We start from the raw sequence: 15047 nt of genomic DNA on the forward strand, positions 1-15047 counted from the left end.
TTCTCCCACGGTCTGTACTGCGCGAACAGTCAGAAGCGAGTTATGACCCTCCTCCTCCCTTCAAGTCCTACCATACAAGCGGGTTTACCCGCGAAAATGCCGGTACAGGCGCTGCATCACTCGAAACCGAACAACGCTCGAGCGGTATCCACCAACAGCGCCTGGCGCAATTGCGCAGAGCATCCCAGGGCCTCGAGCTGTTCGACAGCAGTCGCAAAGCTTACCGCCGACTCATGCTGGGTATGCGGCCAGTCACTGCCCCACAGCAACCGCTCTGCCCCGTAATGTGCCTCCAGCGCACACAGCGCCGAGCGGGCAAACGCCAGGTTTTCCTCAGGCGCACCTTCCAGCCGGTAGATACCCGACACCTTCACCCACACCTTGCCTCGCCCCCCCAGGGTCAACAGCTCGGCAAACCCCGGTTGCCCAAGCCCTCGGCGAGCGTCGGGCCGGCCGAAGTGGTCGATCACGATGTCCAGGCCATAAGGCTCAAGCGCCCGCACCAGTGCCGGAATGTCTGCCACATGGCGGTGCAACTCCAGGTGCCAGCCCTGCTCGCCAATACGCTCCAGCAAGGGCCGCCACTCGGCGCCGGTGAGGTCGGGCAACGCCTGGCCCATGAGGTTCAGGCGCACGCCCCTTACACCTAGCCGGGCCATCTCATCCAGCGTCTCGCGCTCGACGTCCTGCTCCAGCATCACCACCCCGCGCAACTGCCCCGGCACCGTTTGCAGGGCACTGAGCAGGTAGCGGTTATCGGTCCCCAGGAAGCTGGGCTGAACCAGCACGCCATGGCTGAAACCATGGACCAGCAACTGGCCCAGGTAGTCGCCCAGCGGTGCATCGTAGCTGGGCGCGTAACGCCGCGCACTGGCCAGGTTCAGCCCACGGCTGAACACGTGGGCGTGGCTGTCGATGGCAGTCAGGGGTAAAGCAGAAGCGTCGGGCATGGTTCTCATACAAACAAGGCAAGGTTACTTGGCGACAGCACCGGCCACTTCAGGCACAGGTGCAGATTCAAGGTTGCGGCCACGGGTTTCCGGCAAGCACAGTGCGGCGATAACCGCTACGCCGTAGGCAATGCCGGCGTCGATGCCGATGGCACTGCCCAGCGACATCGACTCGCTCATGTGGCCCACCAGGAACGGGAACACCGCCGACAGCACACGGCCGAAGTTGTAGCAGAAGCCCACCCCGGCGCCGCGCACATCGGCCGGGTAAAGCTCATTGAAGAATGCCCCCAGGCTGGCCGGGATGCCGGCGGCGAAGAAGCCCAGCGGGAAGCCGAGGAACAGCATCTGCGTATTGGTCAGCGGGAAGAATACGTAGGCCTGAACGGTCAGCACACAACACAGCGCGAACAGCAGGATGTTCTTGCGCCGACCGATACGGTCGATCAGCAGGCCGCTGACCACGCAACCACACCAGAACGCCAGGATGATCACCGCCAGGTAGCCACCGGAGTTCAGCACCGAGAGGTTGCGTTCGGTCTTGAGGAAGGTCGGCAACCAGGTCATCACCGCGTGGTAACCACCATGGGCACCCAGGCCGAGCAAGCCGCCAAGCAGGGTCACGCGTAGCAGTTCCGGGCGGAAGATGCCGGCCATGGACTTGAGGAAGCTGACCGGGATGGCCTTTTCCTTCTGCAGGCGCTGGAAGCTGTCTGGCTCGGGCACGTTGCGGCGTACCCAGATGATCAGCAGCGACGGCAACAAGCCGACAAAGAACATCACCCGCCAGGCAAATTCCTGCGGCACCAGCGAGTAGATCAGCGTGAACAGCGCCACCGCCAGGCCCCAACCCACGGCCCAGGCGCTCTGCACCGTGCCCATGACCTTGCCGCGGTATTTCGGATTGATGGTTTCGGCCATCAGCACCGCGCCCGCAGCCCATTCGCCACCAATGCCGAAGCCTTGCATGGCCTTGACGAACAACAGCGGATAAAAGCCGGTGACGAACGCCGAAAGGAAGGTGAAGAAGGAAAACCAGAGAATCATCCATTGCAGGGTGCGCACGCGACCATAACGGTCGGACAAGGTGCCACCCAGCCAGCCGCCGATTGCCGACGTTACCAGGGTCAGGCCACTGATCAGGCCGGCGTCGCCCTTGCTCAGGGAGAACGCGGCGATCAGCGCGGGGATGGCCAGGCCGAACATCTGCACTTCCAGGGCATCGAGTGACCAGCCGCCGAAACAGGCCCAGAACGTCTTGCGTTCCCGTGAGGTGATCTGGCGATACCAGCTGAACATGATTTTTATCCTTCTAGTTGTGTGTTACGGGCAGGCGAAGCCACTGCGCCGTGGCAGCACGGCGCAGGCAGGTACAAAGGTGACGCGGCCGGCTTAGCGGATGTCGATGCGGTAGCGGAAGTGCTGCGCATGGCCGCGCGAGCGGCGCCATTCAAGCGGCTTGCCAGCGTAGTCACGGGCCAGGCGCTCGATCACCACCACCGGGCTGTCAGCCGGCAGTTGCAACAAACGGCCATGCACCGCGTCGACCGCTTCGGCGGTGAGGGTTTCTTCGGCATAGGCCACTACCTGGCCGCACAGTTCTTCGTAGATCGGGTACAGCAGCGGGCCCTTGCTGCTCAGCTCCACGTCCAGCAACGGCTGGAAGGTGTGGCGCGGCAGCCAGATTTCTTCGGCCAGCACGGGTTGAGCGCCGAGCAGTCGGGTACGGACAATGCGGATCACTTCGGCTTCCACCGCCAGGCCCAGGGCCTCGGCCACGGCCGATGGCGCCGCCAGCGGCTCGATGGAGAGGATGCGGCTTTGCGGCACGACACGCTCGCCATTGGCGGCCTCGAAGCGGAAGAAGCGGAACAGCGAAGACTGGAACTGCGGGCGGCGAATGAAGGTGCCGCGGCCCTGCTGACGCTCCAGCACGCCTTCGGCCACCAGCACATCGACGGCCTTGCGTACAGTACCGACCGACATGTCGAACTCGGTGGCCAGGGCAGCTTCGGTCGGGATCGCCTCGCCCGGGCGCCAGCGGTTGTTGGCGATTTGCTCGACCATGTGGTCGCGCAGTTGTTGGTAGCGGGGCAGTCGAGCATCACCGGTCAATGGGTGCATGGGTCTCGCTCTCGTCTTGTTATATAAACATATATATGAATTTTGCCAGAGTATTCCGCGTGACTGGCAGGCTGTCAATCCTCCGCCTGTCGAGAACTCCGCGTGGGATTCTTCGCGGGCGCGCCCGCTCCCACAGTCTTCGCATCGGCGCGCTAACTGTGGGAGCGGGCATGCCCGCGAATGGCCTGCGCAGCAGGCCGCTGTTGGCATATGCTTGAGCCCGGCAAACCAGAACAACAAGGACGTGGCAAATGCTCGCCGCCATCAAGCGCTACCCGCACACCGTTCGCCTGCTGCTCACCACCACCTTCACCCTCACCGTAGCCCGTGCGCTCACCCTGCCCTATCTGGTGGTGTACCTGGCCGACAACTTCCAGCTGCCGATCAGCCAGATCGGCCTGCTGATCGGTGGCGCACTGATCATCGCCTCGCTGCTGAGCCTGTATGGCGGCCACCTGGTCGACACCTTGCGCAACCACACGCTGGTCAGCGCCAGCACCCTGCTGTTCGCGCTGGCCTTCGTCGGCGCTGTCGCCAGCCGTTCGGCGCTGCTGTTCTTCCTGTGCCTGGTGCTGATCAACCTGGCGCTGGCGGTGGTCGACATCGCCGCCAAGGCGGGCTTTTGCGCCTTGCTGCCGGTGGAGGAACGGGCTGAGGTGTTCGCCATCAAGTACACCCTCAGCAACGTCGGCTACGCCGCAGGCCCGTTGCTGGGCGTGGCCATGCTGGAGTTGGACGACCACATGCCGTTCATTGCTTCGGCCCTGCTTGGCCTGGCTATGTGCCTGGCCTACTGGCGCCTTGGCGACCGCAGCCTGGAAGCCGGCGTAGCCGACAAACCCGGTGCCGGTTTCGGCCAGGTGGTCATGGGACTGGCCCGTGACCGGCGGCTGGTGTGCTTTACCCTGGGCGGCGTGCTGAGCGCGGTAGTGTTCGGCCAGTTCACCGCCTACCTGTCGCAGTACCTGGTCGTGACCACCAGCCCGGCCGAGGCCGCACGGCTGGTGGGCTATCTGGTCACCACCAACGCGGTCACGGTGATTGCCTTGCAGTACCTGATCGGCCGGCGTATCAGCCGTCAGCGCCTGATGCCCTGGTTGCTGGCGGGCATGGGCCTGTTCATTGCCGGGCTGCTGGGGTTTTCATTGGCGGGCTCGGTGCTGGCGTGGTGCCTGGCGATGCTGGTGTTCACGCTGGGCGAGATCATCGTGATTCCGGCCGAGTACATGTTCATCGACCTGATTGCACCAGAGCATCTGCGCGGGGTGTATTACGGTGCGCAGAACCTGTCCAACCTGGGGGCGGCGCTGGGGCCGGTGATGGTGGGGTTTGCCCTGGTGCATGTGTGGCCGGGGGCGATCTTCTACCTGCTGGTGTTGTCGGTGATACTGGCGGGGGTGTTTTACGGGCTGGGTACCCGCAGGGGTTGATGTTGGCTGTAATGGCCTCTTCGCGGGCACGCCCGCTCCCACAGGGTTATCACGGGCCTCACGACTTGCATTGAACCTGTGGGAGCGGGCATGCCCGCGAAGAGGCCACTACAGGCTGAAGATGAACCCTGCGACCACCTGCCGCTGCGACTATCGTCTGCGCTGACGAAGCGGCGCCTGCGTGCCAGACTGATTGATCGGGACCGCGTTACCTTTTTTGCTTCGGAGTCTTCATGTCGTTGTCCAGCGGGCTGATCGCCGTGGTCGCCCTGGCCTATATGGCCGTCATGTTCGCCATCGCCTTCTATGGCGATCGCCGCAGCACGCCGTTGCCGCCGAAGCTGCGTGCCTGGGTGTACAGCCTGTCGCTGGCCGTGTACTGCACCAGCTGGACTTTCTTCGGCGCGGTCGGCCAGGCCGCCGAACAGCTCTGGGCGTTCCTGCCGATCTACCTGGGCCCGGTGCTGCTGCTGGTCTTCGCGCCCTGGGTGCTGCAGAAGATGGTGCTGATCAGCAAGCAGCAGAACATCACCTCGATCGCCGACTTCATCGCTGCGCGCTACGGCAAATCGCAAACCCTGGCGGTGGTGGTGGCGCTGATCTGCCTGATCGGCGTGCTGCCGTACATTGCCTTGCAGCTCAAAGGCATCGTGCTGGGCGTGAACCTGCTGATCGGCGCCAACGCCGACGCCACCGGCACACGCGTGCAGGACACCGCGCTGGTGGTATCGCTGGTGCTGGCGCTGTTCGCCATCGTGTTCGGTACCCGCAGCCTGGACGTGACCGAGCACCACCGCGGCATGGTGCTGGCAATTGCCTTCGAGTCCCTGATCAAGCTGCTGGCATTCCTGGCCGTGGGCATTTTCGTGGTCTTCAACCTGTATGACGGTTTCGACGACCTGTTCAGCCAGGCCCGCCAGTCGATCCACTTGCAGGACTATTGGCAAGAAACCATCAACTGGCCGTCGATGGTGGTGCAAACCGCCGTGGCGATGATGGCGATCATCTGCCTGCCGCGGCAGTTCCACGTGACCGTGGTGGAGAACATCGAACCCCAGGACATGCGCCTGGCGCGCTGGGTGTTCCCGATGTACCTGGCACTGGCGGCGCTGTTCGTGGTGCCGATTGCCCTGGCCGGGCAGATGCTGCTGCCGGGCACGGTGATTTCCGACTCGTTCGTCATCAGCCTGCCGCTGGCCGAGGCGCACCCGAGCCTGGCCCTGCTGGCGTTCATTGGCGGTGCCTCGGCAGCCACCGGCATGGTCATCGTCGAGGCCGTGGCGCTGTCGACCATGGTGTCCAACGACATGCTGCTGCCTTGGCTGCTGCGCCGCAATAACGCCGAGCGGCCGTTTGAAGCGTTCCGCCACTGGATGCTGTCGGTGCGCCGGGTAACCATCGTGGTGATCCTGCTGCTGGCGTACGTCAGCTACCGCCTGCTGGGCTCCACCGCAAGCCTTGCGACCATCGGCCAGATCGCCTTCGCCGCCGTCACCCAGCTCACCCCGGCCATGCTCGGGGCGCTGTACTGGAAGCAGGCCAACCGCCGCGGCGTGTTCGCAGGCCTGGCCGCAGGTATCTTCCTGTGGTTCTACACCTTGGTGCTGCCGATTGCCGCGCATAGCCTGGGCTGGTCGCTGCAACTGTTCCCGGGGCTGGCGTGGCTGCACGGCAACCCGCTGAACCTGCCGATCAGCCCGCTGACCCAGGGCGTGGTGCTGTCACTGGCGGGCAACTTCACCCTGTTTGCCTGGGTCTCGGTGCTGTCGCGCACACGGGTTTCCGAGCACTGGCAGGCCGGCCGCTTCATTGGCCAGCAAACCGCGCGACCCAGCAGCAAGCCGCTGCTGGCGGTGCAGATCGACGACCTGCTGACCCTGGCCTCGCGCTTTGTCGGCGAAGAACGCGCGCGCCAGAGCTTCATCCGCTTTGCCTACCGACAGGGCAAGGGGTTCAACCCCAACCAGAATGCCGATGGCGACTGGATCGAGCACACCGAACGCCTGCTGGCAGGGGTACTGGGCACCTCTTCGACCCGCGCCGTGGTCAAAGCCGCCATCGAAGGCCGCGACATGCAGCTGGAAGACGTGGTGCGCATCGCCGACGAAGCCAGCGAGGTGCTGCAGTTCAACCGCGCCCTGCTGCAAGGCGCCATCGAGAACATCAACCAGGGCATCAGCGTGGTCGACCAGAACCTGCACCTGGTGGCCTGGAACCGGCGCTATCTGGAGCTGTTCAACTACCCTGACGGGCTGATCAGCGTAGGCCGGCCGATTGCCGACATCATCCGCTACAACGCCGAGCGCGGCCTGTGCGGCCCTGGCGAAGCGCAGGTGCATGTGGCACGGCGCCTGCACTGGATGCGCCAAGGCCGGGCGCATTCCTCCGAACGGCTGTTCCCCAATGGCCGGGTGATCGAGCTGATCGGCAACCCGATGCCAGGCGGCGGCTTCGTCATGAGCTTTACCGACATCACCCCGTTCCGCGAGGCCGAGCAGGCCCTGCGCGATGCCAACGAAGGCCTGGAGCAACGGGTGGCAGAGCGCACCCATGAACTGTCGCAGTTGAACCAGGCACTGTCAGAAGCCAAGAGCCAGGCCGAAGCAGTGAGCAAGTCCAAAACCCGCTTCCTGGCGGCTGTCAGCCATGACCTGATGCAACCGTTGAACGCCGCCCGGCTGTTCTCCGCCGCCTTGTCGCAGCAGGCCGAGGGCATGAACGAAGAGGCCCGGCAACTGGTGCAGCACATGGACAGCTCGCTGCGCTCGGCCGAAGAGCTGATCAGCGACCTGCTGGACATCTCGCGCCTGGAAAACGGCAAGATCACCCCGGATGCCAAGCCCTTCGCCCTCAACGAGCTGTTCGACACCCTGGGGGCAGAATTCAAGGTACTGGCCGCCGAAAAAGGCCTGGAATTCCGCCTGCGTGGCAGCCGTTTGCGGGTGGACAGCGACATGAAGCTGCTGCGCAGGGTACTGCAGAACTTCCTCACCAATGCCCTGCGCTATGGCAAGAGCCCGATCCTGCTGGGCGCGCGCCGCCAGGGCGAGCGCCTGTGGCTTGAGGTGTGGGACCGCGGCCCCGGTATTGCCGACGACAAGCTGCAGGTGATCTTCCAGGAGTTCAAGCGCCTGGACAGCCACCAGACCCGCGCCGAGAAAGGCCTGGGGCTGGGGCTGGCGATTGCCGACGGCTTGTGCCGGGTGCTGGGGCACCCGCTGGAAGTGCGGTCATGGCCGGGCAAGGGCACGGTGTTCCGTGTCAGCGTGCCGATTGCCCGCCAGGCCGCCCCGGCGCCAAGCGCCCCGGTCGAACAGGGTGGCCAGCCGCTGGCCGGCCTGCAAGTGCTGTGCGTGGACAATGAAGACAGCATCCTGATCGGCATGAACAGCCTGCTCAGCCGCTGGGGTTGTCAGGTATGGACTGCACGCAATCAGGCCGAATGCGAGGCCTTGCTGGCCAAGGGCATGCGCCCGCACCTGGCGCTGGTGGATTACCACCTGGACGACGGCGAGACCGGCACCGGGCTGATGGGCTGGCTACGTGCGCGCTTGGGTGAACCGGTGCCAGGTGTGGTGATCAGCGCCGACGGCAGCAAGGAAACCATCGCCATGGTGCATGCGTCCGGGCTGGACTACCTGGCCAAGCCGGTCAAGCCGGCGGCCCTGCGCGCCCTGCTCAATCGCCATCTGAGCCAGGTTCAGTAAGCGCTGCGTCCGGCACCTCGTCGGAGAGTGCCCGCTCCAGCAAGTCTGCCGGCAGGCTCTTGCTGGCGCGGGCGCCCAGCAGCTTCAGCTGTTCGCTGCGGCTGACCAGGTTGCCGCGCCCTTCGCACAGCTTGTTGCGGGCAGCGGCGTAGGCCTTGTCCACTTGCTGCAGGCGGCTGCCCAGCTCGTCCAGGTCCTGGATGAACAGCACGAACTTGTCGTACAGCCAGCCGGCGCGCTCGGCGATTTCCCGGGCGTTCTGGCCTTGGCGCTCCTGCTTCCACAGGCTGTCGATCACCCGCAAGGTAGCCAGCAAGGTAGTGGGGCTGACGATGACGATCTGCCGGTCGAAGGCTTCCTGGAACAGGTTCGGTTCGGCCTGGAGGGCCGCGGAAAAGGCTGCCTCGATGGGTACGAACAACAGCACGAAATCCAGGCTGTGCAAACCCTCGAGGCGGTTGTAGTCCTTGCTCGACAGGCCTTTGACGTGGCTGCGCAGCGATTGAACGTGCTGCTTGAGTGCAACCTCGTCATTGCCAGCAACATACTGCTGGTACGCCGTGAGGCTGACCTTGGCATCCACCACCACCTGCTTGTCGCCGGGCAGCATGATCAGCACATCGGGCTGGAAACGTTCGCCGTCAGCGCTTTTCAGGCTCACCTGGGTCTGGTACTCGCGGCCCTTTTCCAGGCCGGCATGCTCCAGCACCCGCTCGAGAATCAGCTCGCCCCAGTTGCCTTGGGTTTTCTGGCCCTTCAGGGCCTGGGTGAGGTTGGTCGCCTCATCGGACAGGCGCAGGTTGAGCTGTTGCAGGCGCTCCAGCTCCTTGCCCAGGGAAAAGCGTTCGCGAGCTTCCTGCTGGTAGCTTTCTTCAACGCGTTTTTCGAAGGACTGGATGCGCTCCTTGAGCGGGTCGAGCAACTGGCCTAGGTGCTGCTGGCTGGTCTGGGCGAAGCGCTGCTCGCGCTCGTCGAAAATCTTGGTGGCCATGTCGGCGAACTGGGCACGTAGCGTGTCGCGGGCTTCCTGCAGGTCATCCAGGCGTTGCTGGTGGCTTTCCTGCTGCTCGCGCAGCTCGGCCTCAAGGCGTGCGGCCTGCGCCTCCAGACGGCGCAGCTCGGCTTCACGGTTGGCGCGCTCCAGGCTCCAGGCATGCGCAGCGTCACGGGCATTGTCGCGGTCGATTTGCAGCAGCTCCAGTTCGCGGCCCTGGGCGGCCAGCTGGGCCTGCTTGACGGCGTTGGCTTCGCTGAGGTCGCTGACTTCATCTCGACTGGCCTCCATCTGCGCCTGCAAGCCAGCCTGGGCCAGCTGGGCTGCATTGAGGCGCTCTTCGAGCAAGGCCTGCTCGCCTTGTCGTGCGCCCTGGCGGCGTTGCACCTGCATGACCCACCCCAGGCAGGGTAATGCACCTGCCACCAAGCCCAGCAGAATGCTGGCCAGATCCACTGTCATGCTTACCCCGATCGCTCTGTTGCAAATTGAGTGCAGCTTATCAGCCTGGCTGGTGTGTTGCCTGTGCTGGCCTCTTCGCGGGCATGCCCGCTCCCACAGGTATTGCGCCTAATCCAGAAAACGCACGACGCCTGTGGGAGCGGGCGTGCCCGCGAAGAGGCCAGCACAGGCCACCAGGCTCAGCCAGGAAACCACTGCCGCAACAGCCGCCGCGCCTCCTGCGACCCCTGCCCCGCTGCCAGCTCCAGCCAGTAGCGCGCCTGCTCCGGCTCGCTGTGCTGGCACAGCCGTGCGTACTCCAGTTGCGCCCGGCGGTCCCCGGCACGGGCGGCCTGGCGTAGCAGTTCATGGCCAATACGGCGGTCACGGGCATTGCCGCAATCGCGGCACAGCATCTGCCCCAGGCGGCTTTGTGCAACCACCACGCCCTGGCGTGCCGGCTGCTTCAGCAGGCGCCCGGCCAAGTGCTTGACCTGGGGCTTGTCGCCCAGGCGCGGGCTGTCGAGCAGCCACAAGGCGACTTTCAAGGAAAAGCGTTTTGGAGGAGGCGTCGATGCAGCAGTGCTGGCGAGGTGTTTACTGCGGAACTTCATGAGCAACAGGTTTGGCAACTCGAAAGGCGCGCCACTCTACTCTTTTTTTTCCGCCCCGGCCTGTCGATTTCTGGAGAATTGAAAAAAATTTAAATGATCTTTTCTTGACGTTTTCGAAGGGATGACCAACCGGTCTATCGGAGCATTTCGATTGTCGGACAGTTCACCGCGATGCTGGCACGCCCGTCCTAGAGCAAACGCTTGGGACAATCCACAGTTCCTGTGGATAACTCGGTGGACAACCCCCTCACACACCCCGCAAAGCCCCGTGAATTGGGGCTTTGTGTCAAACTGACGATTTTTTCACCAGCTAAAAATAGTGTTTTTTTTCATTGACTTAACCGCCCAGTCAAGGCATTGGCGAGGCTTTCGAAGCGTGTTGCCGGCCTGTTACAACCGCTGCCCCGAATGTGAACAAGTGCACCATAAACCGCCATTCGGGTGCACGAATTGGGCACATCAGCCTGGATACGGGCGATTTGCCCCTCTTCACAGCGAGGCGAATACACGCCATACTGCGCGGCTCACCTGAACAAACGCAGTGCTTGCCAAACGCTTGCATTTCCAGTAAGGTGCGCCTCGTTAGTACCAAGCTGAAAGTCAATTTTGGCCATAATGTCCTTGCAGGCCCGCTCCTCCCAGGAGTGACACTGCTGAAAACAGGACCGGCCCCTTCGATGATTCCCTCGCCAGCCTCGCGCTGTTCAAGCACGAATCACGTGACAGATTGATCAGGATTCCACCCGATGGCCTAGAACCTTGGCCCCGGTGTGCTGCCTGCCTTCCGAAGTACCTACCAGTCAGCCCAAGCGCCCACATTTGATTGCGCTCCCTCTGGCTGCCCTGTTCCAGTCAGGTTCGTTCGTCCCTTAATAAAGGCGTCACTGGAACGTTTCTATCATGCACGGATCATAACCCCCGTGTTTAAAGCAGGAACCTCCAACAATATGCAAACCCATCATCAGATTCAGGCTGCCATTGGCACCCTCTCCCAGGCCTTCTCGCCGTTGAAGTGCCTTATCGTTGCCCCACGCAAGGGCAGCTTCAGCTTCACCCTGGTAGACGAACACGGCGTCGCCTGCCACACCGAGCGCCTGTACCCTGAACAGTACAGCCGCAAAGAACCGCTGCAGGCGGTCATTGCCCGGACCCGCCAGTCGCTCACTGCGTGAGCGGCGAATACTGCGGCATTCAAGCGCTGAATCATCCCATCGCAAGCCTGCCTGAACGTTCTTGGCGTAATTGCCTTAGGGCATATAGCCCGGTACGTCAGGCAGCAATCGATTTAAAAACAGCTCTTTACACCACGATTATCACACTACACTTCAACTCGAGCGGTGCTTGCCGCTTCCGGCGGGCCTGATCATTCACCAGCTGCCAAGCTCCAGCGCCCGTCCGGCCCTTACCTGCTCGAGGGCATCATGGGTATCGCGGCGAATGAATTGTGTCAGTATGTGATCCGACCCACTCTGGTCTACCTGAACCGTCAATGCGCCAGCGCCGAGGCTTTGTTGCTGGGCATCGCCGCCAGCCAGTCGGCACTTGGTTCAGCCCTGCATGACCGACGTGGGCACGGCCTTTACCGCATTGGCGAACATCGCCACCAGGCACTCTGGGATGACTACCTGGCCCGCGATCCCGACCTGGCCAGCCTGGTACGCGGCCTCGCCAGCCAGCACGCCTTCCTTGGCGGCCCGCACCTGGAGCTCACCGTCAACCTGCGCTACTCCACCGCCATTGCCTGGATGCTCGTCGAAGAGCAGGCCACACCACTGCCCGCTGCCGACGACTTACTGGCACTGGCGCGCATCTGGCGACAGATTTTCAACCCCCAGGGTCGCCTGCGCGACTTCACCCACGCCTGGCATACCTGCATAGATCAGAGATTGCCACAGGCATCTTGAGACGCGTCCTACAATAAAACCGGAAAAAAGGGAATTTTGGTCGGATTGTCCTACAAAACCGCTCTAACTCCTGCGATTGAGGCTATAGCGCGGCGCGTGATTTGTTGGTAGCTTTTCGCCCCGGAGATCCCAAGGAGTTTTCTAATAATGAAAAAAGTAATGCTCAAAACCTCCCTCGGCATAGCCGTTGCTCTTGCTTCCAGCCAACTGCTCGCCAGCGGCTTTGCGCTGAACGAACAGAGCATCAGCAGCATGGGGACAGGTTTCGCGGGACGTTCTTCTTCTGCCGAAGATGCCAGCACCGTGTTTGGCAACCCGGCCGGCATGTCCCGCCTCAAACGCGAACAATTCACCGTGGGCGGCGCCGCCGTCATCGCCAAGTCCGATATCTCGGGCCGGGGCAGCAACCTCGGGGGGGAAACCGATGGTGACATGGTGCCGTTCGTGGGCGTGCCCATGGGTTACTACGTGAAGCCGATCGACGACCACTGGAGCGTCGGCTTCGGTGTCTACGTACCGTTCGGCCTGGTAACCGACTACGGCAGCGATGACGCCGCACGTTACTGGGGCAAGAAAAGCCACGTCGAGGTGGTCACCTTCCAGCCAACCGTCAGCTACGCCTTCAACGACAAGGTCTCGATCGGTTTCGGCCCGACCATCAACCGCATCAAGGGTGAACTGGGCTCGAGCCTGATCAACCCGTTCACCCCAGGCCGTAATGATGGCGAAGTGAAGATCAAGGGCGACGATACCGCCGTTGGTTACAACATCGGCATCCTGGTACAGGCCACCGATCGCACCCGCGTCGGCCTGACCTACCACTCGATGGTCGACTACAAGCTCGAGGGCAAGACCCGCGTCAGCACCCCGCTGATCGGGCCGTTCAACGGCAACAAGTTCGATGCCAGCCTGAAGATCAAGACGCCTGAGTCGGTGGACCTTTCGGTTACCCATGAACTGGACGACCAGTGGACCCTGTACGCAGGTAGCACCTGGACGCGCTGGAGCCGCCTGAAAGACATCACCGTGCAAAACGATGTCCCGGCGCCATTGGCAGGTTCGGCGTTCCAGACCATCAGCGAAGAGCAGAACTGGCACGACACCTGGGCTCACGCCATTGGTGCGTCGTACAAGGTCAACAAGGAGTGGGTGCTGCGCACCGGCTTCACCGTCGACCAGTCGCCGACCAACAACCACGACCGTTCGCCACGCATCCCGACTGGCGACCGCAAAGTGTTCAGCCTGGGTGCCGGCTGGAGCCCGAACGACGATATGACCATCGACGTGGCTTACTCCTACCTGTGGGAAGAAGACACCAAGGTCAATCAGGTGAGTGCAACCAAAGGCAGCTACCAGGCCAAGTACGAGAACAGCGCTCACGGTATCGGTGCATCCCTCACCTACCGTTTCTGATTCGTACGCTCTGCACAAAAAACCGCCCTTGTGGCGGTTTTTTCATGCCTGTACCTGCCAGCCGTCACCCAGGCGCTCGCGCAGGTAGTCCATGAACACGCGTACCTTGGCGGTCATGGCAAAGCGGTCTGCCAGGCACAGGTAGATATCCATGGGCTCGGTCTGGGCGTAGGCCTGGCCACTGTCGCTGTATTCGAACAACGGCACCAGCGCGCCGGATGCAAGGTGTGGCCGCACGATGAATTCGGCCAGGCGTGTGATGCCGCCATCGTGCAGGGCCATTTGGGTCAGCGCATCGATGTCATCACTGATCAGTACGCTGCCAAACTCTGCCTCGAAACGCAGCCCGTCGCGCATGAAGCCCCAGCGCAGAAACCGCCCGTCCACGGGGTAGCGGAATACCAGACAGCGGTGCTCGCGCAGCGCCTCGGGTGTGGCCGGCACGCCAGCGCTTTGCAGGTAGCCGGGTGAGGCGCAGCAAATGAACGGAATTCGGGCGATGTGCCGGGCCAGCAACTGGTCCTCCAGTTGCGGGGCGATGCGCAGGCTTACGTCGACGTCTTCGCGGGCATGGTTGACGCGGCGATCAGTCGTTACCAACTCTATCGAAAGTAGTGGATAGCGGGCACTGAACGCGGGTATCAGCGGCGCCAGCACGTGGCGACCAAAGGCGGAAGTGGAGGCAATGCACAGCCGGCCTTGGGGTTCACTTTCGGGTGTAGTCACTGCCTGCTCGGCCAAAGCCAGGTCGCGCTCTATGTGCTTTACGCGCTCGTAATACTGCGTGCCGGCGGGTGTGAGCGCCATGCTGCGTGTAGTGCGACTGAGCAGGCGGACCTGTAAATGGCCTTCCAGCCTTGCCAGGTTCTGGCTGACGGCTGCCGGGCTGAGGCCCAGATTGCGCGCGCCAGCGGCGATGCTGCCGGCTTCGACAACCTTGATGAAACTGCGGATGGCGTTGAGCAGGTCCATGTGTGAGCCCATGCATTCGTAAGAATCTGTTTATAAAGAACTCAATACGGCTGGTCTACAGTTACGGCCGAACGGCTTGCTAACCTGCGCCTCCACTTACCTTTCAGGAGTTCGCATGAGCAACCTGTCCCAGTCGCGCAGCCGACGCAAATTGCACCCTGGCGCCACACCCTACGTATTCGCGTTCTACATGTCGTCGATCATGGCGCTGTTGATGTGCTTCGTGATCACAGCCGCGAATGCCGGGGTCAACCCGGAGTACCTGAGTAATGTGCTGAAGGCTTACCAGTTGGCGATGCCGGTTGCGTTTGTATGCGTGCTAATGGTCAGGCCGGTGGTGGTGCGGTTGGTGGCGATCACGGTGCATGCAAAGTGAATTAACAACACCAAACACCCCTCCCGCTCTTGATCTTGATCTTGATCTTGATCTTCGCGACTTCAGGAGGCCGAGCGGAGGGATTGCGGAGGGAGGTGACGGGCATGGATGCCCGTCAAGCG

General features: G+C 62.7%; 12 protein-coding genes. 6 read left to right on the forward strand and 6 right to left on the reverse strand.

The features are described from left to right. Positions 1-116: 116 nt before the first annotated feature. The 3 genes from ACQKPZ_RS26935 to ACQKPZ_RS26945 all read right to left on the reverse strand — a co-directional run bounded on the left by ACQKPZ_RS26935 (position 117) and on the right by ACQKPZ_RS26945 (position 3074). A complete protein-coding gene (locus ACQKPZ_RS26935; RefSeq protein WP_427544112.1) occupies positions 117-950 on the reverse strand; it encodes an amidohydrolase family protein in 834 nt (277 codons plus the stop codon). A 24-nt stretch (positions 951-974) separates the two neighbouring features. After that, a complete protein-coding gene (locus ACQKPZ_RS26940; protein WP_427544115.1) occupies positions 975-2249 on the reverse strand; it encodes an MFS transporter in 1275 nt (424 codons plus the stop codon). 93 nt (positions 2250-2342) lie between these two features. Beyond that, entirely contained in the window at positions 2343-3074 is a 732-nt protein-coding gene (locus ACQKPZ_RS26945; RefSeq protein ID WP_427544118.1) for a GntR family transcriptional regulator, read from the reverse strand. Between the two features lie 251 nt (positions 3075-3325). Between ACQKPZ_RS26945 and ACQKPZ_RS26950 the strand changes: the two genes are divergently transcribed. Beyond that, on the forward strand, positions 3326-4504 hold the full coding sequence (locus ACQKPZ_RS26950; protein WP_427544121.1) for an MFS transporter: 1179 nt from the start codon (positions 3326-3328) through the stop codon (positions 4502-4504). A 233-nt stretch (positions 4505-4737) separates the two neighbouring features. Beyond that, the gene (locus ACQKPZ_RS26955; protein WP_427544124.1) at positions 4738-8211 is read left to right on the forward strand and encodes a hybrid sensor histidine kinase/response regulator; all 3474 of its coding nucleotides are present in this window, start codon (positions 4738-4740) and stop codon (positions 8209-8211) included. Here the strand turns inward: ACQKPZ_RS26955 and rmuC are convergent. Together rmuC and ACQKPZ_RS26965 are read right to left on the reverse strand one after the other, a co-directional pair. Then, complete coding sequence (gene rmuC / locus ACQKPZ_RS26960) at positions 8183-9553, reverse strand: DNA recombination protein RmuC (protein ID WP_427544136.1); 1371 nt, start codon at positions 9551-9553, stop codon at positions 8183-8185. The genes ACQKPZ_RS26955 and rmuC overlap by 29 nt on opposite strands. A gap of 293 nt (positions 9554-9846) precedes the next feature. Next, complete coding sequence (locus ACQKPZ_RS26965; protein ID WP_427544127.1) at positions 9847-10260, reverse strand: tetratricopeptide repeat protein; 414 nt, start codon at positions 10258-10260, stop codon at positions 9847-9849. 947 nt (positions 10261-11207) lie between these two features. On the opposite strand from ACQKPZ_RS26965, the gene ACQKPZ_RS26970 reads away from it, so the two are divergent. The 3 genes from ACQKPZ_RS26970 (at position 11208) to ACQKPZ_RS26980 (ending at position 13577) form a co-directional block, all read left to right on the forward strand. After that, positions 11208-11432 (forward strand): hypothetical protein, encoded by a 225-nt coding sequence (locus ACQKPZ_RS26970; protein WP_264309910.1) that lies wholly within the window; start codon positions 11208-11210, stop codon positions 11430-11432. A 249-nt stretch (positions 11433-11681) separates the two neighbouring features. After that, a complete protein-coding gene (locus ACQKPZ_RS26975; protein WP_391124830.1) occupies positions 11682-12164 on the forward strand; it encodes a hypothetical protein in 483 nt (160 codons plus the stop codon). Between the two features lie 147 nt (positions 12165-12311). Further along, on the forward strand, positions 12312-13577 hold the full coding sequence (locus ACQKPZ_RS26980; protein ID WP_427544130.1) for an OmpP1/FadL family transporter: 1266 nt from the start codon (positions 12312-12314) through the stop codon (positions 13575-13577). A 42-nt stretch (positions 13578-13619) separates the two neighbouring features. Here the strand turns inward: ACQKPZ_RS26980 and ACQKPZ_RS26985 are convergent, their stop codons facing one another. After that, positions 13620-14549, reverse strand: a complete 930-nt coding sequence (locus ACQKPZ_RS26985) for a LysR family transcriptional regulator (RefSeq protein WP_427544133.1) — start codon at positions 14547-14549, stop codon at positions 13620-13622. Positions 14550-14664: 115 nt separating this feature from the next. Between ACQKPZ_RS26985 and ACQKPZ_RS26990 the strand changes: the two genes are divergently transcribed. Beyond that, entirely contained in the window at positions 14665-14925 is a 261-nt protein-coding gene (locus tag ACQKPZ_RS26990; protein WP_391124822.1) for a DUF2798 domain-containing protein, read from the forward strand. The last annotated feature ends 122 nt before the right edge of the window (positions 14926-15047 follow it).

The organism is Pseudomonas sp. NPDC089547, from assembly GCF_050280665.1.
Lineage (GTDB): Bacteria > Pseudomonadota > Gammaproteobacteria > Pseudomonadales > Pseudomonadaceae > Aquipseudomonas.